We start from the raw sequence: 23,485 nt of genomic DNA on the forward strand, positions 1-23,485 counted from the left end.
ACAACCCAACTCATTCACAATCCGGAAAAGCCTAATCTTAGTTTTTCCGATACGCCGTAGGCGATAAACCGACATGCTCTTTGAAGTATCTCCCGAGGAAACTTTGATTCGGGAAATGCATTTCCTGCGTGATTTCTTTGACCGTTTTAGTAGAGTTTCTCAGGAGAACACGCAATTCCAGCGTCACATATTTATCAATCCAATCAGTCGGTGTGCGATTACTCGCATGCCGAATCATCTCTGAAAGATATTTCGGTGTAATGCCAAGCTGCTGCGCATACCAGCTAACACGACGCTCATGGCGGAAGTTTCGTTCCACCAATTTAATGTATTCAGCAAAGATCACTTCACCTCTCAGCCTCTCGCTCTTCGACAGATTCTGAATCAGATAGATGCTGTTGCTAATGTCATAGATCATAGCCGTGATGAGCGAACGCACGATTTCCTTGCGAAAATGATGTTTACACCCGTCTGTTTTCTCTTTAATCATACGCAGATAATTGACGATCGTCTGCACATCGTCAGGTTTCATCGAACACACAGGATGAGTTCTGGCAAAGAGAAACAGGGCCGAAAGGTCATGAACTTCTTTAATAATCTCATAGAAAAAATCATAAGAGAGCACGAGTGTCATCAACTGGCAGTCAGGACTGAAATAATAATTATCTAGCACTTTTCCCTCACTGATAATGATAATATCATTGGATTTCACGCGATATTCGATCGTATCGAGAGAATAGTGAGCTGTTCCGGACAAACAAATCCCCAACACCAAACACTTCATTCGATGCGGTTCATTGGGCAGAGGCGTGTGCTTGAATGTATCATAAATGATGAAATCCGTACCGATACTGCTGCCTTCACGCACAGAAAGCAGTGATCTGACGGTGATTTCATTTAGTTGTTTTCCGGTCATTGTTTAGCGGTTTACAGTGCAAAGATAGCGAAAAACACTGAAACGGCATCGCTAATAGAAATAACTTCGCCGCTGATCAGGCACTATTTCGATAGCCTCCGCCTTTTGAATCTGTGCCGGTCGGAAATCGGAATCACCGCAAATAAGCACGCAGCGATGGTTAGTGATGGTGAATTTACGGCACACCTGCTCGTCGATCTCGCCGTTGCAGACATACTCCAAGCCGTCGATCGAGATGCGCTCACCCACTTTCGCGCCGCGCAATGTGATTCGGACCCAACCTCGAAAAGGCCGACCGAAATCATAATAAACACTGTCGCCTACAAGATCAAAGTATCGTTGCCGTCGTATTTTACATACTTTTGCAGCCTCATTAACCGTTCGTTGCATTGCAACAAAGGCTGAATCGTCGTGCAAAATGACGTTAGTTGTCATCCAACCAACGATCGGTGCGTCGACAGCATTCCATTTCTGACATTTCCGTCGGCCGTCAACCCGCTCACCACCGGCTCTTGTCAGACTCCGGTTCGACTTGCAACAAAGCCAATCCTCACCTGCTTTGAATGCGAAAGGAGTGCCATCTGCCATCCACCCATAATAGGAAACGGCAAGCTGACGGGTGTTGCGGTGGGGCCAAGCAGGCGAATACCACACTGCAATCGTATTGCTGTCGCGCTGCAAAAAACGGCTGATATCATAGGTAATCGCAATGGGACGATCGTCGAAAGACCTGCGACAAGGAATCAAAACACGCGTACTCACATTCCGTTGATTGACAAACAGATCGAAAGAGCCCGTCGATTCCACCGTCACAAAGGCCTGTACGGGGCGGCCTCGACTTACATACGTATGGCGAAACCAGACCTGCGACGTGTCGTCGAGTGCCGGATCGCAGATCCATTGCGTGCCGAATCCTTGTGCAACAGCCCCTTGCCAGCTTACGACAAGCAGTAAAAACATAGCCCATCTGCTCATTTCAACATTGCTTTTTGTCCTTTTCCAAGCGTCAATGTCACGCTTTTTCCGTTGTAAGAAACTGTTACCCGTCCACCAGCTTTGCTCTTGACGATGGCCGAAACGACCCGACTGCCTTTCCAAGTCATTGCAATTTCGTAACCGCCTCGGGCACAAATGCCCTGTACCTGACCGTCTTTCCAAGCGTCGGGCAAGGCTGGCAGCAGGTCGATACGCTGTCCGTCGCTCTGCACAAGCATCTCGCATACGCCCGCGGTACCGCCAAAGTTGCCGTCGATTTGAAATGGAGGATGCGCGTCGAAGAGGTTAGGATAAGTGCCACCGCTATGTCTTCGGTCGGAGCTTGGTAGCAATCGGGCGACACATAGGTCAAAAGTGTGCGGTAAATGGCGTACGCCCGTTGTGCGTTTCGCAGTCGGGCCCATAGATTGATACGCCATCCTGTGCTCCATCCCGTGGTTTTGTCACCTTTGATTTCAAGCGAACGGGCACACGCCTGCGCCAATTCGGGCATACCATCGACCGTGATTTGATGCCCCGGGAAGAGCCCGATGAGATGCGATTGATGACGATGCTGCGGGTCGAAATCATCCCAATCATAGTACCATTCATTCAAATCGCCTTGCTTTCCGATGCTATATGGATGCAAACGGGGCAAAACGGCACGGAGCTTTGTTTGCAATGCCGTATCAGTTTGCAGCAATTCGGCCGCGGATAACGTGTTCCGGAACAGCTCGCGGATAATAGCGAGATCGGCAGTAGCGCCATAACACGTGGTACCGTGGTATCCTTTGTCGGTGATATATTCGTTTTCGGGCGACGTACTGGGTGCTGTAAAAAGCTCACCGGGCTTGAACGGGTTCTCGACTAACCATCGGAGCATAAACGCCGAAGCCCCTTTGAGCAACGGGTAAGCCGTAGTTCGAAGATAATTGTGGTCTTGCGTGAAAGCGAAATGCTCCCAAAGAGCCTGCGAAAGCCACGCTCCGCCCATATTCCAATTGCTCCATTCGGGGCTTTCTTGTTTCTCTCCGACCGGATTTGTCATAGCCCAGAGGTCGGAATTGTGGCTCGAACACCAGCCCGAATCAATGCCGTAGTAGTTGCGAGCGGTGTATTTCCCATTCTCGGCGAGAGCTTGTACAAATGCGTTCAGCGGCATTGTCATTTCCGAAAGATTGCTGACTTCGGCAAGCCAATAGTTTTCTTCAAGGTTGATATTCACCGTGTAGTTGCTCCGCCAAGGTGCTTTCACATAGGGATTCCATAGTCCTTGCAGGTTGGCCGGCACTCCCGCAGTACGCGAAGAAGCAATGAGCAGGTAACGACCGAACTGCATATAGAGTGTCTCTAAATAAGGATTGGAGCGTTCGGGATGGTCAGTATAATCGCGTAATTGCTGTTCTGTAGTGCGCATTGCATCGTATTCGGATGCGCCCAAAGTGAGAACGAAGCGCCCGAAAAGGCGTTGATAATCTGTAATATGCCGCTTACGAAACAGCGAATAGGTGCCGCTCATTGCGTGGGCAATATCGTTTGCGGCCTGCTCCGAGTACGGAGCGCCCTGCGTGACGGGGTGTTTGTCGAAGCCGTTGAAACTCGTTTCATTGACGAAATATAGTTCGGCATCGCTCACTCCGTGCAGATAGAGCGACGAGTCGGCTGCCGTCACCGTTCCGTCTGCGGTTTTCACCCGCAGAACAGAGCAAAAATGAATGCTGTTTTTAGGGTCTCCCACGGCATTTCCGGTCATTATCAGCTGACCGTCTGAGGCTTTCACGGAATGCGGAATCAATGCCGTGAGCGTCAGACGACAGTTTATCGCACTGCGTTTGTCGGCTCTGAGTCGGACGGCGATGAGTTTATCGGGGTGTGATGCAAAGTATTCGCGCGTGAAAGTAACGCCGTTTCGTACGTAAAAATCGCGACACAGCGCACTGTCTAAATCCAATTCGCGCCGGTAACAGCTTGCACCACCACCGCTGTTATCAATGATATGCAGCGTGGCCAACGGCTGATAATAAGCCGAATTAGGGCCCTGTACGTGTAATTGCAGCGAATCGGCAAGCCGATAGTCTTCTTTAAATAGTGCCTCTCGTATCTTCGGAATCCATTGATGGGCATCTTTGTCGAGGTTGTGGTCTATGGGTCGGCCTGTCCACAGCGTGATGTCGTTGAGCAAAATCACGTTATCGTCGGTTCCGCCGAATACCATTGCGCCCATCTTTCCATTGCCGATGGGCAACGCCTCTTCAAAAAACGTAGCGGGAGAATCATACCATAATCGCAGCGGTAACGGCCTCTGCGCTGCCGAGAATAATGCAAACAGACAGAGAATTGCTGCTGATAGTAGCCTTTTATTCGTTAATGGTTGCTCAGTTTTCATTCGATTCCTAAGTAAAAGGTGATTGCTTCCGGATAGAAGTCGCTCGTTTTTCAAGCAGAAAGCAGTCGTTTCCGAACAGAAAAGCAAAAGAATAAAAAGAGATTCGTATTTGATTGATTCTCAGAAATATACAAAGTGCTTCCCGATTAACGGTTAAACGCAATACAAGTAACAGTTAAACGGCGTTCGATTAACGGTTAATTACCGTGCGTTTAACGGCTTTTTGTGATGCAATCAGCCGTTAATCGCAGTCACGTTTGTATATAACTGATAATCAATTATGTACAAGTCATTCACTATCTTCTCTCCTTAGGGAGAAGAGCCGGTAGTGAAGCTGCTCTTAGGAGTTACCCAAAAGCTGTTTAACTACGGCCGAGATAGCACCGCCGTCGGCCTTACCGGCCAAGCGTTTGCTGGCTACGCCCATCACTTTCCCCATCTCTTTGATGCTTGTTGCACCTGTTTCGGCGATGATGGAGCGTACAATTTGCTCGATTTCTTCGGCTGAGAGCGGTTTCGGAAGGAATGTCTCGATAACGGCAACCTGGCCAATTCGTCATCAGCTAAGTCTTGGCGACCTTGCTGTACATAGGTTGCAGCTGACTCTTTACCTTGTTTTGCGAGTTTCTGTAACAGTTTGAGAGCTGCCGAATCATCCAAAGTATCGTTGGCTCCAGGTGCTGTCTTAGCCTCTAAAAACACTTTCTTGATGTTGCGCAAGGTCTCTAAGCGCACCTTGTTACGAGCTTTCATCGCCTCTTTGATATCATTGCTGACTTGATCGAATAGTGACATATTTTGTGAGTTTGTAAGTTTACGAGTTTGTGAGTTTATGAGTTCTTTGGTTTATGGGCTTATGTGATGCGCGAATTATCAATTACTCATTTTCCGTTAGGCAAAACTTATCGTTCCCTGCACAGGTTCGGGCTTGTCTGATTCGGCATCGACGGCAATGTTCCCAGCAGCCTGTTGACGGATTTCTTCAAGCATTTGGCGCGTGCGTTTATACGTTGGCGTGTTCTCAACAGCCAAGATAATGTCTTCGTTATCAAGGTCTTCAGGGCGGAACAAGAAAATATGCGGGCGCCGTTTATACTGTGTGTGGTTGCTGTCTTTACCATAATAGCGGTCGAGTCGTTCTCTCCGCTCGGCCCGTTTCTCCTCTTCTTCGGCCAGACGGTTGGCTTCTTCCTCGGTATGTTTTTTGAGATGGGTGTTCATTCCATCTACATTCTCTACGCCAAAGCCGGTTGCCAGAATCGTAACTTTTATCTTGTTGCCTAACTCTGGGTCGACAGCCAGGCCCCATTTAATCTCAAAGTCGTCTCCGAACTTAGACATAAAGTCGTTGACATCATTCATTTCCTCCATCATTAAGCCCTGATTGTCTTTCTTTTCGCTGGCAAAAGCGATGCTGAGCAGAATCTTCTTGGAGTTGAACACGTCGTTATCATTGAGCAGTGGAGAGTTGAGTGCGTCGTCGATAGCTTTCTTTACGCGGCCTTCTCCTTCACCGTAACCAGTGCTCATAATGCTACTCCGCCGTCTTTGAGCACTGTTTTCACGTCGTTGAAGTCGAGATTGATAAGGCCATGAACGGTTATAATCTCTGCGATACTCTTTGCAGCGACGCTCAAAGTATCGTCGGCCTTGCCGAAAGCATCAAGCACTGCAAGCTCGGGATATATCTGGCGGAGACGCTCGTTGTTGATAACCAGCAGCGCGTCTACGTGTTTCGCCATCTCTTCGACGCCATCCAAGGCCTGATCTATCTTCTTCGGACCCTCAAAACGGAATGGAATCGTAACGATTCCGACAGTGAGTATGCCCAATTCTTTCGATATTTGAGCAATCACCGGGGCTGCTCCCGTTCCCGTTCCACCACCCATTCCGGCCGTGATAAACGCCATTCGGGTACCGTCACTTAACATATTTCGGATGTCATCAAGGCTTTCTTCGGCTGCCTGTCGTGCCTTTTCGGGTTTGTTTCCGGCCCCAAGTCCTTCCTTACCGAGCTGCAAGTGCACGGGCACGGGCGAATCATTGAGAGCCTGGTTGTCTGTATTGCAAAGCACGAAAGTTACGTCGTGAATGCCCTCTCGATACATATGGTTGACGGCATTACCGCCACCGCCACCCACGCCGATGACTTTAATGATGCTGTTTTCTTTCTCCGGATCTCCGAAATTCACGATGCCGGGTCTGTAATTGTTATCTTTCATAATTTCAATTGATATCACTCTTCCTCTTTAATCATCTTTTCGCCGAACTCTTTGAGCTTTCGGAAGGTTTTATTGAAGAAACTGTTACGACGCAGTTCGGCCTCTTTCTCTGCAAGGGCAGCCTCTTCGGCCTCTCGTTTTTTGCGTAATTCTTCTTCGGCTTTCAGCTTTTCGGCCTCGGTTTGAACCACTCCTCGTCCCGTCGTTTCATTGATAGGCCGTGGCGTTTTGTGCAGATCAGCTGTGGTAACAGTGGTCTTCGGAGTGGTCTCACCGAACAAATCGTTGGTGATTTCATCGCCTGCACAGTTCTCATCTCCCTTTACTAAGAGGCCCAGGAGGGTGTTCATCGTTGCGTCGTGAGCGGTTATATCCTCGCTGTTTGAGTTGATGGTAGGCGTCACAAACTTAGCTGTTCGCACCTTTTCAATATGTGTGAACTTGGCCAAAGCACGCTCAATGTCTTTCAAATTAGAGCCGCCTCCTGTGAGAATAATGCCGCCCAAGAGTTTGTCTACATACTCGTTGGGCACTTGATACCATACATTCTCGATGATTTCCTGCACTCGTCCTTCGACAATCTCAATAAATTTGCGGCTTTCCACCGTGCGTTCCGCATCGATGGGAAGCATCTGTGTATTGTCGATATCATCGTTATCGGTGAACGCACAAGCATATTTCAGCTTCATATTCTCGGCATCTTGCTCTTCCATTTGCAGTGAAGCAATGTCTTTTGTGATGTTATTGCTGCCCAACGGGATAACGGCCAGATGGCGAAGAATGTTCTTTGCGTAGACAGAAACGGTCGTTGTGTCGGCTCCTAAATCAACAAGCACACAACCACTGCGGCGTTCTGCTCGGTAAGAACGCTGTCGGCGAGGGCCAACGGAGCCAAATACATCTCGGCAATAGCGATTCCTGCATTGTCGAAACACTTGTTCAGATTGCGGTAAAAGGCCTTACGCCAAAGGATATTAAGGAAGTTTCCTTCGAGCCTTGAGCACTGAATGCCCACCGGGTCGAGTTGAAACTGGTTGTCAACTTTATACTCTTGCGTGGCCGCATCGAGTATTTCCTGATCCAAATAGGTCATTGTGCGGTTGGCATCCATCAACTCATTCACCATATTTTGCGTCACAAGCGTGTCTGCGGGCAGGTCTTTCACGATGACATTACGCACACTTCGAATCGACTGTCCACCCACTCCGACATACACTTTGGCAATTTTCGTTTTGAGATTGGTTTCTAATTTGTTCACAATCGAAGTCAAAGCCTGCACCGTTTTATCAATATTGTAGACCACACCTTTGCGTATGCACGAAGCAGAATCTTCTTTGACGATAGACAAAACAGTGATACTGCCGTCGAGATTCTTCGTTCCGGCGATGCCTGTCAACTTTGAAGAGCCCAGCTCAATAGCTACTATAAAATCCTTTGTCATATACTTTTATCTTTTCATTCTTTATCACTTATTCTGTGGGTTGCGATCTCCTGCGACATATAATTTGATTGTCGAATTCGAGATTGATATACGAATAGAGGTTCCAACCTGCTTGGGAGAGCCCGTATTTATAGAATTTTTCGAGGCGAGTCATCTTCTTTCTCACGAAATCCGACACTAATTTGCCGCGTTCACTCTTATATTTGGTCTCGGGCAAAGCCCCTATATAAATAATATGTTCACCCACCCGAGGCACCAATTCGATACCATAATCAGGCAGAACATTGATTTGTTCGATCTGATTTCGCCACAAATCGTCGGCCATCAGCGCGCTACTCAGATAAGAAATATAATTCTTTGCGAACCACTTCGATATGTGTCCGGTGGCGATAATGAGGTCAGACGTATAATGAGAGTTAGGCATCACGCAGTTGTTATCATCTATATAGTAGTCGTCTCCATTGTCGGCTTTGATCCGAACGATGGGCATTCGTTGCGTGATATTGATGTTTACGTGTCCGTCTTCGGTCTTATAACACTCGGCGGTTTTCACAAACGGACTCTCTTTCAGCGTTTCTTCGATGCCTCGTGCATTGACAAATCGCATTGGTTTAGCCAATGGATAGAGGCGGCTCCGCTCTAAACGGGCCTTGATTTCCTGTGCATTGATAAAGCCGTTAGTAGCTTCATCCTGAATGTTGATGCTCGTTTTGGTGCACACGCGAGCCGTTTCATCGGGCTTGTTAAAGGCCGTGAACGCTGCAACAAGATAGCCCCCGAGGGCCAAATCGAGCACAATGAGAGTTGTTTTCTGCCAGTTGACGTGCATTTATTTCGTTTCCAATATCGCCTTTATTTGCGGAACGTAATCGTTTAAGTCGCCGGCGCCCAAGATGATGAGTACATCCGAGTCATGATTTCGTACCCAGTCGAGCACATCTTCTTTGTGAATCAGCTCTTTCTTCACGCCGGGCGCAAGCTGATCGTATATCAATCGGCTGGTCACTCCGTGTATCGGTTGCTCTCGAGCGGGGTAAATATCACAGAGAATCACCTCGTCTAACATGCTCAAAGCACGTGCGAAATCGGCGTAGAAGTCGCGAGTGCGGGTGTAAAGATGCGGTTGGAAGATGGCCGTTATCTTGCGATCGCGATACAATTCACGAATACTCTTGGCGCTTTGCAGTATCTCTTGCGGGTGATGTGCATAATCGGAGAGCAGCACGTGACGGTTGCTGCGAATCTGAAAGTCGAATCGTCGCTCTACACCAAGGTACGTTTTCATTCCTGCACGCAGCTCATCGGCGGTGCAACCGTTAAGTTGTGCCATCGCCATTGCAGCCACTCCGTTCTCGATATTGATAGGAACGGGCTGACCGAGAACCACTCCCGGTACATTCTCTAACGGTGAAACGAAGTCGAAAGAGATTTCGCCGTCGGCTATCTTGATGTTTTCGGCGTAGAAATCGCCTGCATCCCGACTGTACGTAAACGTGCGAACATCGGCCCCGACATTAGCTTTCATCTCCAAATCGGTATGGATTATCAATGCACCTCCGGGCTGAATGAGCGTCGTGTAATGGCGGAAACTCTCCAAATAGGCCTCTTTCGTACCGTAAATATCCAAGTGATCGGGATCCGTTGCGGTGATAACCGTCATCCAAGGACGCAGCCAATGGAATGAGCGATCGTACTCGTCAGCCTCTATTACCACGTAATCGCTGTGGCTACTCAGTATATAATTCGTACCGTAATTCTTTGAAATACCGCCCAAAAAGGCGTTACAATCGATGTGACTCTCGTGCATGATGTGTGCGCACATTGTCGAAGTAGACGTCTTTCCGTGTGTTCCGGCTACGCAAAGTCCTTTGTGTGAGCGTGTGAGTGTGCCCAAAACCTGTGCCCGTTTTTGTATTTCGAAGCCTTGCCGGCGGAAAAATGCCAGCTCTTTGTGTGTTTCCGGCACGGCAGGCGTATAAATAACAAGGCACGACTGAACGTCTTTACAAGCTTCAGGAATGGCTTCCACGTCCTCATCATAATGAATCGGTATTCCTTCTTGTACTAATTCTCGAGTCAACGGAGTGGGAGTCCTGTCATAACCGGCTACCACCCGCCCCATATGTAGGAAGTAACGGGCCAGCGCACTCATCCCGATTCCGCCGGCACCGATGAAATATACGGCTTTGATATGTTGTAAATCCATTTGAGTTTTTAAGTCTATAAGTTTTTGAATTATTTCGTTTTGTTTTGAGTTTCTAAGCCGATGAATTCCTATGTTGATGCCGATTCGGTTCGTAAATCGGCCTGTCTGCTAATCTGATATAGACCGGATGAACCGAAAATTCATCGACTCGCAGACTCATAAACTTAAAACTTCGTCTGCAATCATCGCTGCCGAATCTTTCATTCCTAACGTCTTGATGTGCTCACTCAGTACATTGAGCCGCGCATTATCGGTCACGGTCTCGACGGCCAACGGCAAGAGACGTTGCGGCGCATCGGCATCCGACACGTAAAGAGCGGCTTCTCGGTTGACCAAAGCCATTGCATTCTTGGTCTGATGGTCCTCGGCCACATTCGGACTCGGCACCAATATTACAGGTTTTCCAAGCAAACAGAACTCCGAAATGCTGCCGGCGCCGGCCCGACTGATCACCAAATCGGCCGCACGATAGGCTGCCCCCATATCCGAAATAAAGTCGGTTACGCACAACATCGGCATCGGCGCGTGCCTTTTCAGCCGTTCGGCAATGTCTGCCTGATAATATTTCCCTGTCTGCCAAATGATTTGTATGCCACTCTTTGCAATCAAATCCAACTGGTCAGTACGCTTTCGTTGAGTGTACGGGCACCGAGACTGCCGCCGACGAGCAGTATAACCCGCCGCGAAGGATCGAGACCAAAACTGCGAACAGCCTCCTCCCGCGTGACGGTTGTCTCTAAAAGAGACTGCCGAACAGGATTACCCGTCATCACAATCTTGTCTTTCGGGAAGAAGCGTTGCATTCCTTCATAAGCCACACAGATCTTAGCCGCTTTCTTGGCAAGCAGTTTATTCGTAACGCCTGCATAGGAATTCTGCTCCTGAATGAGGCAGGGGATGCCCATTGCAGCACACTTATTAAGCGTGGGACCACTGGCATAGCCGCCCACTCCGACTGCAACCGTGGGCCGAAAAGCCTTGATTATCTTCGTCGCTAACCGCTGACTTTTCCATATTTTGTAAAGAACAACGACGTTGCGAAACAGATTCCGTCGGTCGAATCCACATATCGGGAGTCCTTTTATCTCGTATCCCGCAGCCGGAACACGCTGCATTTCCATCCTCCCTAACGCCCCCACGAAGAGGATTTTGGCATCAGGCACTTAATCTTGATAGCATTTGCAATAGAGATAGCAGGAAAGATGTGTCCTCCTGTGCCGCCACCGCTGATGATAACTCTCACTTCTTTGTCCATCACCACAAATAATTCATTTATTGACAGTTCCTTGCAAAGGTAATCAAAATCTTTTGTTTCTGCACGTTTTTACTTGAATTTTATTTCTCATTCAGAGTAAATTGTCTTCCAACTAACAGTTAATCGTCGTGCAACCAACGGTTAGTTGTACGACGATTGACCGTTAGTCAGAATGCGCCTTGTATCTATCTGACCGATAGATAGATACGGAACGTATTCTGACTAATAGCTCTTGGCCAACTACAATTGATATATGAGATCGACAAACACGAGTCGATCGTCTTGCCGTTTGATCATGTCTTGCTCTTTGAAAAACCGCTTCTTCTTGGCGATCGTATTCGGATTCCCAAGCCTGTATGTCTCTTTGGTGAGGGCCTTTACGCTTGCTCCTCTCTCATGATTTCACTTTCACGATTGCAACACACAGCGAACCCATAAATAGAAGCGCACCAACCACGAACATCATCGAGCTTTGTACGGATCCCATCAGATGGAGAATAACGCCGCCTAAGAGTGCTGCAACGATCTGAGGAACACAGATGGTGCCGTTGAATAAGCCCAGGTAGACACCCATGTGCCCATAACCTTGCAAAGCATTGGTGACCAGTGCAAACGGCATCGCAAGCATGGCTGCCCACGCGCAACCGATCAATACGAAAGGAACAAACAATACATATTGGTTGTGAATGAATGGGATAGAAGCGAATCCGATACCGCCAAGGATGAGACTAAGGGCGTACCCCACTTTGATATTCTTGAATTGGGGCAACACCAAAGCCCAAACGACACTGCCGATGGCCTGTACAGCAAAGAGGATTCCAACCCAGTTGCCGGCCGATTGATATCCTTCGGAAGCGACATCGGTAGTCCCCCAACAGGTGTCTGCAATCGTCCCGTTGGTGTAAGTCCACATATACATGAAGGCAGCCCAGCAAAAGAACTGTACAATTCCTACTGTCCAAAATGTCGACGGAGCCTTGCGCAACAGTTGGATGAGATTGACCTTCTCTTCATCGAGCGGCTTATCAAGCCCGTTGTAAGCAGCATATTCCTGCGGATTCCACTCTTTCACCTTGATCGTTGTATAAATTACACAGAGAATTAAGATGCCCGCGCCCACATAGAACGACCAAATCACCGAGTCGGGAATTACACCCGGGGCGGCGGTGTTGGCTATTCCGATGGCCGTAAAGAAGAAAGGAAAGATGAAACCGGCCACAGATCCGGCATTGCAAAGAAAACTCTGAATGGAGTAAGCGAGTGCTTTCTGCTTCTCGTTGACCATGTCGCCGACAAGCATTTTAAATGGTTGCATGGCCATGTTGATGCTTGTGTCGAGAAACATCAGCGCAATCAGTCCGAAAATCATGGCTGTTCCAACGGCCATTCCGAACGAACCGGCGTTGGGTAAGAGGCACATCACGAGTACGGCAATGGCTGCTCCGACAAAGAGATAAGGTATGCGGCGCCCGAATCGACACCAGGTTTTGTCGCTGAGTGTACCGACAATGGGTTGAACAACGATTCCCATCAGTGGCGGTAAGATCCAGAAATAACTCAGATTATGCGGATCGGCACCCAGCGTGGCGAAGATTCGCGAGATGTTTGCACTCTGCAAAGCGTAAGCTATTTGCACTCCGAAGAACCCGAAGCTCAGATTCCAGAGCTTCCAGAAATTGAGATTTGGCTTTTGTTTTAATTCATAATTCATAACTCACAATTCATAATTTAGTTGTGGTCATTGCTTTTTCGACGAGTTATAGTTCATGTGATGCCATCTTCCTGACAATGACCGTAAGTATTTTAATCAGTTCGACACAATCAGTTAATAAACAGTTTTATCGTGTTGTTCCTCTAATCACCAGTTTGGTTCTTACCACTCGGCGCTCTACTTTGCCTATGGGAATGAGGCCCTCGACTTGTCCAATGAGAATGTTGGCGGCTTCCTCACCAACCCGCTTACCACGCTGTTCCACAGTGGTGAGCATCGGATCGCAGGCAATAGCACGCTCGCCGTTGGTGAATCCACAGATACTGATATCGTCTGGAATGTGGAATCCCATTCGTTTAGCCGTATAAAGGATGCCGATAGCCGTGTCATCGTTCACGGCAAAGAAAGCATCGGGGCGGTCGGGACGCTCTAACAATTCGGGCGTAATGACTTCGGCGTCGCTGCGATTATCGCAGAACCGTACCAAACTGTCGTTAACGGGAATGCCGTGATGCAAAAGTGCATCCTTATAACCATTGTAACGATTTTTAGAAATCTCCAAACTGATAGGCGAACTATAAAAGGCCACACGCCGACAACCCGTTTGCAACAGGTGCGTCACAGCATTATAAGCTCCCATATAGTCGTCGACAACCACACGACTGGTCTCAACTCCCGTGCAAATTCGGTCGTAAAAGACTAAGGGGATGTCATTATCCATCAGTTTGCGAAAGTGCTCATACATCAGCGTATCCTTCGCTTGGGAAACGATCACGCCGCATACCTTATTTTTATAGAACTGTTGACAAATCTTCTCTTCACGTTCGTAACGCTCGTTGCTTTGTGCAACCACCATCTGATAACCGCGTGCAAACGCCTCTTCTTCGATGCCGCTAAGAATGGAAGAGAAGTAATAGTGTACCAACTGAGGCACGATCACGCCGATGATTCGAGTAGGTCGCACCCGGGAATAGCGCAATTGCGCACCAATAATATTAGGATAGAAATTGTGTTCACGCGCATAAGCTTGTATAGCTTCACGTCGATCCTTGCTGATCCGACTGTTGTCGCTCAGTGCACGCGATACTGTTGCTACAGAGACTCCGAACTCTCGCGCGATATCTTTCATTGTGATGAGTTTAGGTCCAGTCACGGTTAGTAACATTAGTTGCGCAAATTTAGGTAATAAGCCTATATCTTTTGCACACTGGTTAATACTTACTTGCGTTATTGTTGCGCAATCGTTTGCGCGTATTAAAGAACGTTTTTAACTCGGAAAAAGTACAAACAGATGTAATAAAATTTACTTTTGCAGTGCTAAAAGGCGGTTGGACAAAGATCCAACGACCGCTGATGATCCTAATAACAAATGCGAACGGAGTCTCTTACAGACGCGGAGACAACGACGCCTAAGCAGACAATTGACATTATTAATGATAACAACCTAAACTTTTTTAAATTAAATGATGAAGCAGGTAAAATTTACAATGCCTCTAAGGATGTTTGCCCTCATTTTCGGTTGATCCTTTCAGTCAGTGCCTTTGCACAGCAAATCACTGTCAAAGGACACGTCAAAGACGGTACCGGCGAGCCCATTGTCGGTGCAACAGTCCGAGTTGCAGGCCAACAAGGCGGTGTGATCACGGACATTGACGGCAACTTTGTCATCAAGGCGGCATCAGGCGCTGAGATCACTGTGTCTTATATCGGTTATCAAGACGCCAAAGTGGCGGCTGCTCCCGAAGTAAACATTGTGCTGAAAGACGATGTTGCACAGTCATTGAACGAAGTCGTGGTTATCGGTTACGGTGTAGCGAAAAAGAGTGATTTGACTGGTTCGGTCACAGCTTTGAAACCCGACTCGAAGAATAAGGGCTTGGTGGTCAATCCACAAGACATGATCGCAGGTAAAGTGGCTGGTGTCAACGTTGTCTCTAACGATGGCGCACCTGGCTCGGGAGCGCAAATCCGAGTGCGTGGAGGTTCTTCTCTGAATGCCAGTAACGATCCGCTGATCGTTATCGACGGTATGGCGATGGACAACGACGGTGTAAAAGGTTTGTCGAATCCGCTCGCTATGATCAATCCTCAGGACATTGAGTCGTTCAATGTATTGAAAGACGCATCGGCAACAGCTATCTATGGTAGTCGCGGTTCTAATGGTGTAATTATTATCACGACGAAAAAGGGACGCAAAGGACAGAAACCGCAGGTCTCTTATAGTGGTTCTTTGACTATCAGTACAAAGAAAAAGACGCTTGATGTAATGAATGGTGACGAGTATCGCAGCTTTATTAAAAATCTCTATGGTACTTCTCACGATGCTTATAAAGCTTTAGGAACGGCCAATACAAATTGGCAAGACAAGATCTATCGTACTGCTGTGAGCCACGATCACAATGTAACTGTAGCGGGAGCAGTGAAAAATCTTCCTTATCGCGTATCTGTTGGCTATACCGATCAACAAGGTATCTTGAAAACAACAGATTTCCAACGTGTAACAGGAGCCATTAACCTAAACCCCTCGTTCTTTGATAATCATCTTACGTTGAATCTGAATGGTAAAGGAATGTATGCCAAAACACAGTTTGCCCAGGTAAAAGATGCCGTGGGAGCAGCTGTCGGTATGGATCCTACTCAAGACCCTTATGCTTATACTTCAGATTATCATAAGAGCCTTTTAGGTAGCAAGATGAATCAAACGCTTGACAACTTCGGAGGTTATTTTGAGTGGACAACCAATGGAATCGGTAGTGATCCTACATGGCCTTACAGTTTCAATACTAACGCCACAAAGAATCCGCTGGCTATACTCAATGAACATAAGGAACCGGCTTATAGCCGGACGTTCGTAGGAAGTGCTGATATCGATTACAAAGTACACGGTTTCGAAGATCTGCGTTTGCACCTCACATTGGGCGCCGACATTTCAAAAGGACGTCAATATCGCAACGCCAGCTCGGCAGCTCCTACCAATATATATTATGGTTCACATGGTTCAGAGTCTATCTTAAAGCGTAATCTCTCGTTGAGTGCTTATGCTCAATACTTCAAGGACTTCACCAAAGAGCACCACTTCGATATCATGGGTGGTTATGAATGGCAACATTTCTGGCGCTCACAAGAGAATGATTACATGGGAGTCTACCCCTCAACAAATAGCGAACATCCCAACAAGACACTGCCTCACACGCCTTATCATTTCAAGACAGAGAGTTATTTGGTGTCTTTCTTTGGTCGAGCTAACTACACGTATATGAATCGTTATTTCCTCACAGCAACTGTTCGCGATGACGGAACATCACGTTTCAAGAACCATTGGAAACTTTATCCCTCTGTGGCTTTGGCTTGGAAGATTAACGACGAGCCTTTCCTCAAAAATGCGAATTGGCTTTCCGACTTGAAACTACGTCTTGGTTGGGGTATGACAGGTCAGCAAGCAGGTGACAAGATTAATGACTTCAACTGGCTACTACTATTTGAAAAGAACACGGGTAGCGACAGTTACTATCCTCTGATAGGCGATGGCACACTGTATCGGCCAAGCAATTACACTCCGAATTTGAAGTGGGAGACCACCACAACATATAATATAGGTGTAGACTTCGGTATTTTCAATCAACGTCTCTCCGGTAGTTTAGACTGGTATTATCGCAAAACCACCGACTTGTTGAATTACGCTCCCGTAGCAGCTATGTCTATGGCACGCAACAATGCTTGGCAAAACATAGGCTCATTGAAGAACACTGGTGTTGAGCTTGCATTGAGTTGGAAGGCCATCCAGAGTAAAGACTGGTATTGGACATTGGATTACAACCTCACTTGCAACCAAAACAAGATCACTGATCTTAAAGGAGTTTCTTCCGATGGTTCACCTGTTCCCTATACGGATATTAAACTCGGAGTCGACAAATACGTTGAATACAACCAAGTGGGTTATGCCACCAACGCGTTTTATGTTTATCAACAAGCTTACGATAAGAACGGGAATCCTATTGAGACTGCGTTGTTGATCGTAATGGCGATGGCGTAATTAGCGATGCCGATAAGTATTTGTATAAGAATCCGGCACCTACTGTCACGATGGGGTTAGCGTCGAGATTGGAGTATAAGAGCTGGGATCTCGGCTTCTCTCTTCGTGCTAGCTTCGGCAATTATGTGTTCGATGCGTTCTCAGCAGGCAACAGCAATATGAGTGCAGGCCAGGTTTGGTCTAATTCGCTGTTGTTTATGTCTAACAGACCGGTGTCTGCTCTTGGTCGTAATTGGCAGACTTATGAGGTTACCTCGATGCTCTCTGATTATTATGTGCATAATGCTTCGTTCTTGAAGTGTGATAACATTACGTTGGGTTACAGCTTCTCAGATTTCCTGAAAGCTGGTAACTGGCACGGGTTGAGTGGTCGCGTTTATGCAACAGCATCGAATGTCTTTACCATTACTAAATATAAAGGTATCGATCCTGAGGTTAACAACGGCTACGATGACAACATTTACCCGCGTCCCTTCTCGTTTATTGTAGGTGTAAATCTGAATTTCTGATTCAATAAAAGGACATATAATAATGAAAAGATACTTTAAAAATATAATCCCGGCAGCAGTTTTTACGGTTGCGATGGGAATGATTTCGTGTACGGGCGATCTTGATGTGAAGAACATCAATCCCAATAACGAGAACACACTTGATGTTGCTGCGCTATACAATAAATGTTACGCCAACATCGCGATGGCCGGTAACGGAGGCGCAAATGGTGACTGTGATATCGACGGATTAGATGGAGGAACCACTGGTTTCATTCGTCAAATGTTCAATGCAAATGAGCTTACCACCGATGAAGCTATCTGCGGATGGGGCGATAATGGTGTTGCGCAATTCTGCTACAATACTTACGATGCCTCACATCCTATGCTTCGGGGCTATTATTATAGGTTAACCAATGGCATTCGTTATTGTAATGACTATCTGGCCAATGCTGCCGACTATGATAAGCAGATGACTGCTGAGATTCGATTTGTGCGTGCTTTCCAATATTTCTTATTGATGGATGCTTTTGGAAACATTCCTTTTACTACAACGGCAGACAATGGTGTACGGCCTGTACAGTACACCCGCAAACAGGCTTACGACTTCATCGAGAAAGAGTTGCTTGATATCGAAGGTGATCTAAGTGCTGCCAAGGCCAAGAAATCAACTGATGCAGGTTATGGACGTGTAGACAAAGCTGCCGACTGGTTGTTACTCTCTCGCCTTTACCTCAATGCTGAGGTTTACACCGGCACTGCTCAGTGGCAGAAAGCAGCCGATTATGCACAGCAGGTGATGAACTCCGACTACCAGCTTAACACCACTGGTGCCAACGGATGGACTGCTTATCAGATGCTCTTTATGGGCGATAATGGTGAGTCGAGCGCTGCCAAGGAAGCGATCTTCCCCATTTTGCAAGATGGTTTGAAGACAACGAGCTGGGGAACCTCACTCTTCCTCATCGCATCTACTTTTGCTAACGATATGCACGCTAATCCAAACGACGGCAATGCGGTGAATGGTGTGTCGAGCCAAGCATGGGGTGGCAACCGTGCTCGTCCTCAATTGATTGCGAAGTTCTTCCCCAACGATGACGCGCCCAATGTTGAATCCTATGAGATGATCAAGAAGGCGAATGACGATCGGGCTATATTCTGGGGAAAAGACCGTTCAATCGACAACACCAATGTCAGCACATTCAAAGACGGATTCTCCGTAGCCAAATTCATAAACTTCAAGTCTGACGGCACGTCCGGCCATAGTACGACTTACGCCGATGCCGATTTCTTCTTGCTTCGTGCAGCCGAAGCCTATCTTAATTATGCAGAAGCAACGGCTCGCTTGAACGGAGGCACAACGACAACAGCCGGCACTGCTGCCATCAATGCACTGCGCAGCCGTGCTCATGCAGCCCAAAAGGCAGCCTATTCTCTCAATGAAATCTGTGACGAATGGAGTCGGGAATTCTACTTCGAAGGCCGTCGCCGCATGGATCTCATCCGCTTCGGTAAATATGGTGGCAACTCCGATTACATCTGGCAATGGAAAGGTGGTACCTATGCAGGCCGTAATTTCGAAGCATATAGGAATATCTTCGCTATCCCGACCGATGATTTGGCTGCCAATCCGAATTTAAAACAGAACCCTGAATACAGATAAGCAGCATCGGGAGTTGCAACAAGGGTGGCATCCCTTGCTGCATCTCCCCACTCAAATGACGGTTGATAAGAATTATTATTTAATACGAACAGAAAATGAAAAAGTTCATTCAATCCATAGGGATATTTGTTTGCAGCATAGCACTCATCACTGCTTGTAGCGATGATCGCAGCAATAATCCCACGCTTCAAGAGCCAACGACATTCAGCTTGAATACACCGGCTTATGCAGCACAAAACATTAATTTGGCACTTTCAGACGGAATCAATTTCACTTGGTCACAACCTGCTTATGGTTTTCCCGTCGCAGCGCAATATCAATTGCAAGTTTCACTCAATGATAAGTATAACATATCAACATCAACGGCTTTAAACGATCGTTCGGGCAAGACCATAGCTGATTACGAAACACTGACTACGGTTTATAACGAGTGTAAAGGCGTAATGAATGCCGAGAATCTTTCGGCGGCCTTACAACGATTGGCTAAATACAAAGAAGACAATGTGCCAGCCACGCAGAAGGTCTATGCACGAGCGCTGTCAGTGCTCAATAATGACACGATCTACTCTAATTCCATCACATTCAACGTGGTGCCCCACTATGTAGAACTGAAAGATGCCGACCCTGAAATGTGGTATCTTGTGGGGAATTGCGTTGGTGACGGCAAATGGGGCAATGATGCGGCTTCTATCGGTACGTCACTCATTCCCATGTTTGTCAAGGCCGGCGAGTTTTATGATCGTGTAACCGGCAAGGGAACCATCGAATATACAGCCTATTTTCCCACTGGCGGTGAGTTCAAAATTCCCAAGACGCCAGGCAACTGGATTATGATGTGGTCTGCGCAGGCTTTGTGATCCGCCAAGGTGGCAGCAATCCTGGGAATATCACTGTTGCTGCGGCCGGCTATTACACCATTACAATGAACACCAAGAGCAAGACCTGCACGATGGATAAGGTGGATATCACTCCTACAAAATATGCATCCATAACACTCGAAGGCACAGCATTGGAGAGCGGAAGCGTAAGCATGACACCCGTGGACACCTATGCTGGTGCTGAAAATCACACCTGGCGGGCCAACGTCACTCTGGTGGAAGGGGGCTTGAAATTCAAGAGCGGTTCCACTGAATGGGGTTCCGACGGTTTCCCCTACGAAGTTGCGACCACCACAGGCAACGAAATTCCTGCCTTAGCAGGTAAGTATCTTGTGATGTTCAACGACATCAGCGGGGCTTTCTATTTTTTTAGTAGATAACATAATGATAATAAACGATGAAGAAACTATTATATTCCATCGGGGCGCTCTTGCTGATGGCGAGCTGTTCCGACAATTACACCGACTGGGCCGACCCGCAGTCGAACACCGAAGAGGCTAAAACTGTGACGCTGGCATTGGCTCCTGCGGCCGACATTAACTTTGCGACGCTCACCACCGACTCTGTGCAGCTGTTCGTCCCCACGGTTACTGCGAGCGAAACAGCTGTCAACAGTTACGCTGCTAAACTCTATAACGCCGACAAAAGCGCATCAAAGACACTCCAAGTCGATGCAAAAGGCCGCGTGAAAAGCAGTGAACTGGCCGATTCTATCAATGCACTCTACACCCGTCGACCTACTCAACGAACGATTGCCATGGATGTTACGGCGTTCACGAAGATCAACGGGCAGAGCATCCAGACCACAGGAACCACCACGGTAAAGGCTACTCCCAATGCGCCGGAGATCGACAACACTTATTATCTCACTGGAACGATCAACAGCTGGAATTATAACGATAAGACATTTGCCGTAAACAACAATGGCGGCGATCCTTATCTCAATCCCGTTTTCAGCATCACGCTCACCGCAGCACAAGTTGGCACAGGCTTGGAGTTCAAACTTACGCCGGCCTCCAACCTCGGTAAGCAAGACAAATGTATCACAGCTACCAAGGATGCAACAGCAGGAAAAATCGCTTACAATAATGAGGGCGGAGCACTGAAAGTGACTCCCGTAGCCGGAACAAAATATTATCGACTCGACTTCGACATGCTGGCACAGACTTACACCGTGACAGAGATGAGCGATCCCGAACTCTTCCTCACCGGAAATCTGTATGGTTGGGGAGCCACCTGGAAGCAACTCACACCCGTGAATGGCACTGCCAGCACCGCACCCACATTCTGGACAATCATCTATCTGCACGCGGGCGAGTCGTTTAAGTTTGCTCCGCAGGCCGACTGGGGTGATGATTTCGGTTCGTCGGCCACGATAAACGACGTAGCAGGGGCTGGTGCCAGCGACGACGGTGGCAACATTAAAGTGGCTAATGCAGGCTGGTATCTGCTCAAAGTGGTCAACAGCACCACGCGCAGCGTTGATATTCTGGCGCCCAACGTCTATCTGATCGGTACCGTAGCAGGTAACGATTGGTCGATTGGTGCAGCTCACCGCTTCAGCATTCCGACCACAGAGAGTGGCGAGTTTGTATCTCCCGCTTTCACCACTAACGGTGAGGTGCGCATGTGTGTCAGCTTAGACAGTTATGACTGGTGGCGAACCGAGTTTATTGTCAATGCTGCCGGCAAGATTGATTACCGTGGCAACGGTGGCGATCAAGACCGTGTCAATGTTACGGCAGGCCAACATGCCTATCTGAATTTCACAGCAGGGACAGGCTCTTATCATTAAGCAACAAGGATAAGGGCTATCGAACCCCGATCCACAAAGCAAGGCCCCGCGGACAACTAATGTCCGCGGGGCTTTCCGGTAGTAAGGTGGTGTGGTTAGTTATACCAATATTCTCCGCCTAAAAGATCATTACGTCCTTTGTTTCCGTCTTCCTCCACAGGTACGTTTACGCTATAAAAGTCGTGTTTTCCTGTGATCTTTAAGTTATCCGTCTTCATAATGGTTAATGTGTTATATGGTTAGCGAGATTCTCATCTCGGTTACAAAGATAGACATTTGTTTCGATAATTACAATGCCTAATTGTTATGATTCCTACCATTTCCGTATTAAATAACATTAATATCCGGGCGAATACAGAAAGATTAACAGGAAAAGAGTTTCTTTGAAATAAAAAAGCCGAATAAGGAATTTTGTATTTTTTCTTTATTTTCTTTGTCTAATTCAAAAAGATGTTATACCTTTGCCCCCGATTCTTCGCTTTCGCCTCCTTCGCCCCCTAAGTTAGGGGGATGGGGGTCTGAACAATTAAAGAGATGATAAAACAAGCAAATATAAACAGTCGTAGCACGATGCAAAAGAACTCCGATTCTCTTGCATCTTTTAACGCTTTATATTTGCATATCTCGGAAAAAGTCTTAACACACACACACACATCGCACCTGGCGTAGACACCTTCACAGCTTTATCTTACGCGCGCGCGTAAGGCGTGAGCTAAACCCCAATAAACAAAGGGCTTCTCGGAGTTCCCTTTGTTCTTCTTTTCATGCCCTTTTGCTAACTGAGCAAAAGGAAAATAACGCAGCATTTACTCACTAAAACAATACGAAATAATGAGAAAACAAGTAGAGAGTTTAATGGCTTATCTGAAGCCCGAATGCCACGTCGTCGAAGCGGCGACAGAGCGATTTATTTGCACGTCAGTGCGCCCGCACCCCGGTTCGCAAGAAGAGGATTGGGACCCGGACGATGATGTTGACGGAGGAGAATATGAATTTGAGTAATCATCATTAAAAATCAGAAAACAATGAAAAAGTATATATTTTTAAGCACAGCCCTGCTGTTATTGATAGCGAGCTGTAGCAACGACGAGAATAACGAGCAGAAAGAGCCGACACAAGCCGTACAATTCAGCTTTACCAACGAAGAGTTTGGCGAAGACGAAGCCTTAACGAGAGCCAACGCAGCAGAAGCAAAGCCGCAGATCGTAGACCTGGGCGATTGCGAAGCCGAGATAACGGTAGAAAGCGAACCGACAGCTAAAACGCGCGGCGCATTATCACCGGCCAACGGTCACTACACGATCCGTGCCTATCAGAGTGGTACTTTGAAAGGCGAAATGAAAGGCACGTTCGGCGGCCCTATGTGGGCACCTACATTCACGCCCGATGCCAGCTCAAAAGATAAACTAAGGCTCCCTTACGGCACCTACGATTTCGTAGCGTTTAACGACGACGTAACCGTCAGCGGCACGAACCTAACCACCACACGCGATAAAGCCGAAACGGCCCGTATGGC

Annotated in this window: 12 protein-coding genes and 7 pseudogenes; 7 read left to right on the forward strand and 12 right to left on the reverse strand. The window is 47.5% G+C overall.

What is annotated here, in order from left to right:
• Positions 1-37: 37 nt before the first annotated feature.
• The 11 genes and pseudogenes from JCM12259_RS04010 to JCM12259_RS04060 all read right to left on the reverse strand — a co-directional run bounded on the left by JCM12259_RS04010 (position 38) and on the right by JCM12259_RS04060 (position 14,241).
• Positions 38-916, reverse strand: a complete 879-nt coding sequence (locus JCM12259_RS04010) for a helix-turn-helix domain-containing protein (protein ID WP_025065513.1) — start codon at positions 914-916, stop codon at positions 38-40.
• A gap of 51 nt (positions 917-967) precedes the next feature.
• Positions 968-1,891, reverse strand: a complete 924-nt coding sequence (locus JCM12259_RS04015; RefSeq protein WP_025065514.1) for an alpha-L-rhamnosidase N-terminal domain-containing protein — start codon at positions 1,889-1,891, stop codon at positions 968-970.
• Positions 1,888-4,277, reverse strand: a pseudogene (locus JCM12259_RS13705) (glycosyl hydrolase family 95 catalytic domain-containing protein). The gene JCM12259_RS04015 and the pseudogene JCM12259_RS13705 overlap by 4 nt, the downstream one beginning before the upstream one ends.
• A 340-nt stretch (positions 4,278-4,617) precedes the next feature.
• Positions 4,618-5,072: pseudogene (locus JCM12259_RS13710) on the reverse strand (GatB/YqeY domain-containing protein).
• Between the two features lie 96 nt (positions 5,073-5,168).
• Positions 5,169-6,499: pseudogene (ftsZ, locus tag JCM12259_RS13715) on the reverse strand (cell division protein FtsZ).
• A gap of 14 nt (positions 6,500-6,513) precedes the next feature.
• Positions 6,514-7,940, reverse strand: a pseudogene (ftsA, locus tag JCM12259_RS13720) (cell division protein FtsA).
• A 28-nt stretch (positions 7,941-7,968) separates the two neighbouring features.
• The gene (locus JCM12259_RS04040) at positions 7,969-8,769 is read right to left on the reverse strand and encodes a cell division protein FtsQ/DivIB (protein ID WP_024991401.1); all 801 of its coding nucleotides are present in this window, start codon (positions 8,767-8,769) and stop codon (positions 7,969-7,971) included.
• Positions 8,770-10,146 carry a UDP-N-acetylmuramate--L-alanine ligase gene (gene murC, locus JCM12259_RS04045; protein ID WP_025065515.1) on the reverse strand — a complete coding sequence of 459 codons (1,377 nt, stop codon included), beginning with the start codon at positions 10,144-10,146 and terminating at the stop codon, positions 8,770-8,772.
• A gap of 156 nt (positions 10,147-10,302) precedes the next feature.
• A pseudogene (gene murG / locus JCM12259_RS13725) lies at positions 10,303-11,401 on the reverse strand (undecaprenyldiphospho-muramoylpentapeptide beta-N-acetylglucosaminyltransferase).
• A 394-nt stretch (positions 11,402-11,795) separates the two neighbouring features.
• A complete protein-coding gene (locus tag JCM12259_RS04055) occupies positions 11,796-13,112 on the reverse strand; it encodes an MFS transporter (protein ID WP_025065516.1) in 1,317 nt (438 codons plus the stop codon).
• Between the two features lie 127 nt (positions 13,113-13,239).
• The gene (locus JCM12259_RS04060) at positions 13,240-14,241 is read right to left on the reverse strand and encodes a LacI family DNA-binding transcriptional regulator (protein WP_234396538.1); all 1,002 of its coding nucleotides are present in this window, start codon (positions 14,239-14,241) and stop codon (positions 13,240-13,242) included.
• A gap of 337 nt (positions 14,242-14,578) precedes the next feature.
• On the opposite strand from JCM12259_RS04060, the pseudogene JCM12259_RS13730 reads away from it, so the two are divergent.
• From JCM12259_RS13730 to JCM12259_RS04085, 5 genes and pseudogenes are all read left to right on the forward strand, one after another.
• A pseudogene (locus JCM12259_RS13730) lies at positions 14,579-17,654 on the forward strand (SusC/RagA family TonB-linked outer membrane protein).
• A 22-nt stretch (positions 17,655-17,676) separates the two neighbouring features.
• A complete protein-coding gene (locus JCM12259_RS04075) occupies positions 17,677-19,296 on the forward strand; it encodes a RagB/SusD family nutrient uptake outer membrane protein (RefSeq protein WP_025065519.1) in 1,620 nt (539 codons plus the stop codon).
• Between the two features lie 95 nt (positions 19,297-19,391).
• Positions 19,392-20,153 (forward strand): SusE domain-containing protein, encoded by a 762-nt coding sequence (locus JCM12259_RS13735; RefSeq protein WP_051559148.1) that lies wholly within the window; start codon positions 19,392-19,394, stop codon positions 20,151-20,153.
• Complete coding sequence (locus JCM12259_RS15760) at positions 20,150-20,554, forward strand: hypothetical protein (protein WP_051559149.1); 405 nt, start codon at positions 20,150-20,152, stop codon at positions 20,552-20,554. The genes JCM12259_RS13735 and JCM12259_RS15760 overlap by 4 nt, the downstream gene beginning before the upstream one ends.
• 17 nt (positions 20,555-20,571) lie before the next feature.
• Positions 20,572-21,969, forward strand: a complete 1,398-nt coding sequence (locus tag JCM12259_RS04085; RefSeq protein ID WP_025065520.1) for an Outer membrane protein SusF domain-containing protein — start codon at positions 20,572-20,574, stop codon at positions 21,967-21,969.
• A gap of 95 nt (positions 21,970-22,064) precedes the next feature.
• Here the strand turns inward: JCM12259_RS04085 and JCM12259_RS17510 are convergent, their stop codons facing one another.
• A complete protein-coding gene (locus JCM12259_RS17510; protein ID WP_257720268.1) occupies positions 22,065-22,187 on the reverse strand; it encodes a hypothetical protein in 123 nt (40 codons plus the stop codon).
• A 613-nt stretch (positions 22,188-22,800) separates the two neighbouring features.
• On the opposite strand from JCM12259_RS17510, the gene JCM12259_RS16695 reads away from it, so the two are divergent.
• The gene (locus JCM12259_RS16695) at positions 22,801-22,971 is read left to right on the forward strand and encodes a hypothetical protein (protein WP_156409598.1); all 171 of its coding nucleotides are present in this window, start codon (positions 22,801-22,803) and stop codon (positions 22,969-22,971) included.
• A 23-nt stretch (positions 22,972-22,994) separates the two neighbouring features.
• Positions 22,995-23,485, forward strand: a pseudogene (locus JCM12259_RS13740) (hypothetical protein); the annotation flags it as partial.

The organism is Hoylesella enoeca JCM 12259 (genome assembly GCF_000613405.1).
Taxonomy (GTDB): domain Bacteria; phylum Bacteroidota; class Bacteroidia; order Bacteroidales; family Bacteroidaceae; genus Prevotella; species Prevotella enoeca.

Bases quoted from the DNA above. Each gene is read 5' to 3' on its own strand.
- JCM12259_RS04010 (WP_025065513.1), bottom strand. From the start codon at position 916: ATGACCGGAAAACAACTAAATGAAATCACCGTCAGATCACTGCTTTCT.
- JCM12259_RS04015 (WP_025065514.1), bottom strand. From the start codon at position 1,891: ATGAGCAGATGGGCTATGTTTTTACTGCTTGTCGTAAGCTGGCAAGGG.
- JCM12259_RS04040 (WP_024991401.1), bottom strand. From the start codon at position 8,769: ATGCACGTCAACTGGCAGAAAACAACTCTCATTGTGCTCGATTTGGCC.
- murC (WP_025065515.1), bottom strand. From the start codon at position 10,146: ATGGATTTACAACATATCAAAGCCGTATATTTCATCGGTGCCGGCGGA.
- JCM12259_RS04055 (WP_025065516.1), bottom strand. From the start codon at position 13,112: ATGAATTATGAATTAAAACAAAAGCCAAATCTCAATTTCTGGAAGCTC.
- JCM12259_RS04060 (WP_234396538.1), bottom strand. From the start codon at position 14,241: ATGAAAGATATCGCGCGAGAGTTCGGAGTCTCTGTAGCAACAGTATCG.
- JCM12259_RS04075 (WP_025065519.1), top strand. From the start codon at position 17,677: ATGAAAAGATACTTTAAAAATATAATCCCGGCAGCAGTTTTTACGGTT.
- JCM12259_RS13735 (WP_051559148.1), top strand. From the start codon at position 19,392: ATGAAAAAGTTCATTCAATCCATAGGGATATTTGTTTGCAGCATAGCA.
- JCM12259_RS04085 (WP_025065520.1), top strand. From the start codon at position 20,572: ATGAAGAAACTATTATATTCCATCGGGGCGCTCTTGCTGATGGCGAGC.
- JCM12259_RS17510 (WP_257720268.1), bottom strand. From the start codon at position 22,187: ATGAAGACGGATAACTTAAAGATCACAGGAAAACACGACTTTTATAGC.
- JCM12259_RS16695 (WP_156409598.1), top strand. From the start codon at position 22,801: ATGAGAAAACAAGTAGAGAGTTTAATGGCTTATCTGAAGCCCGAATGC.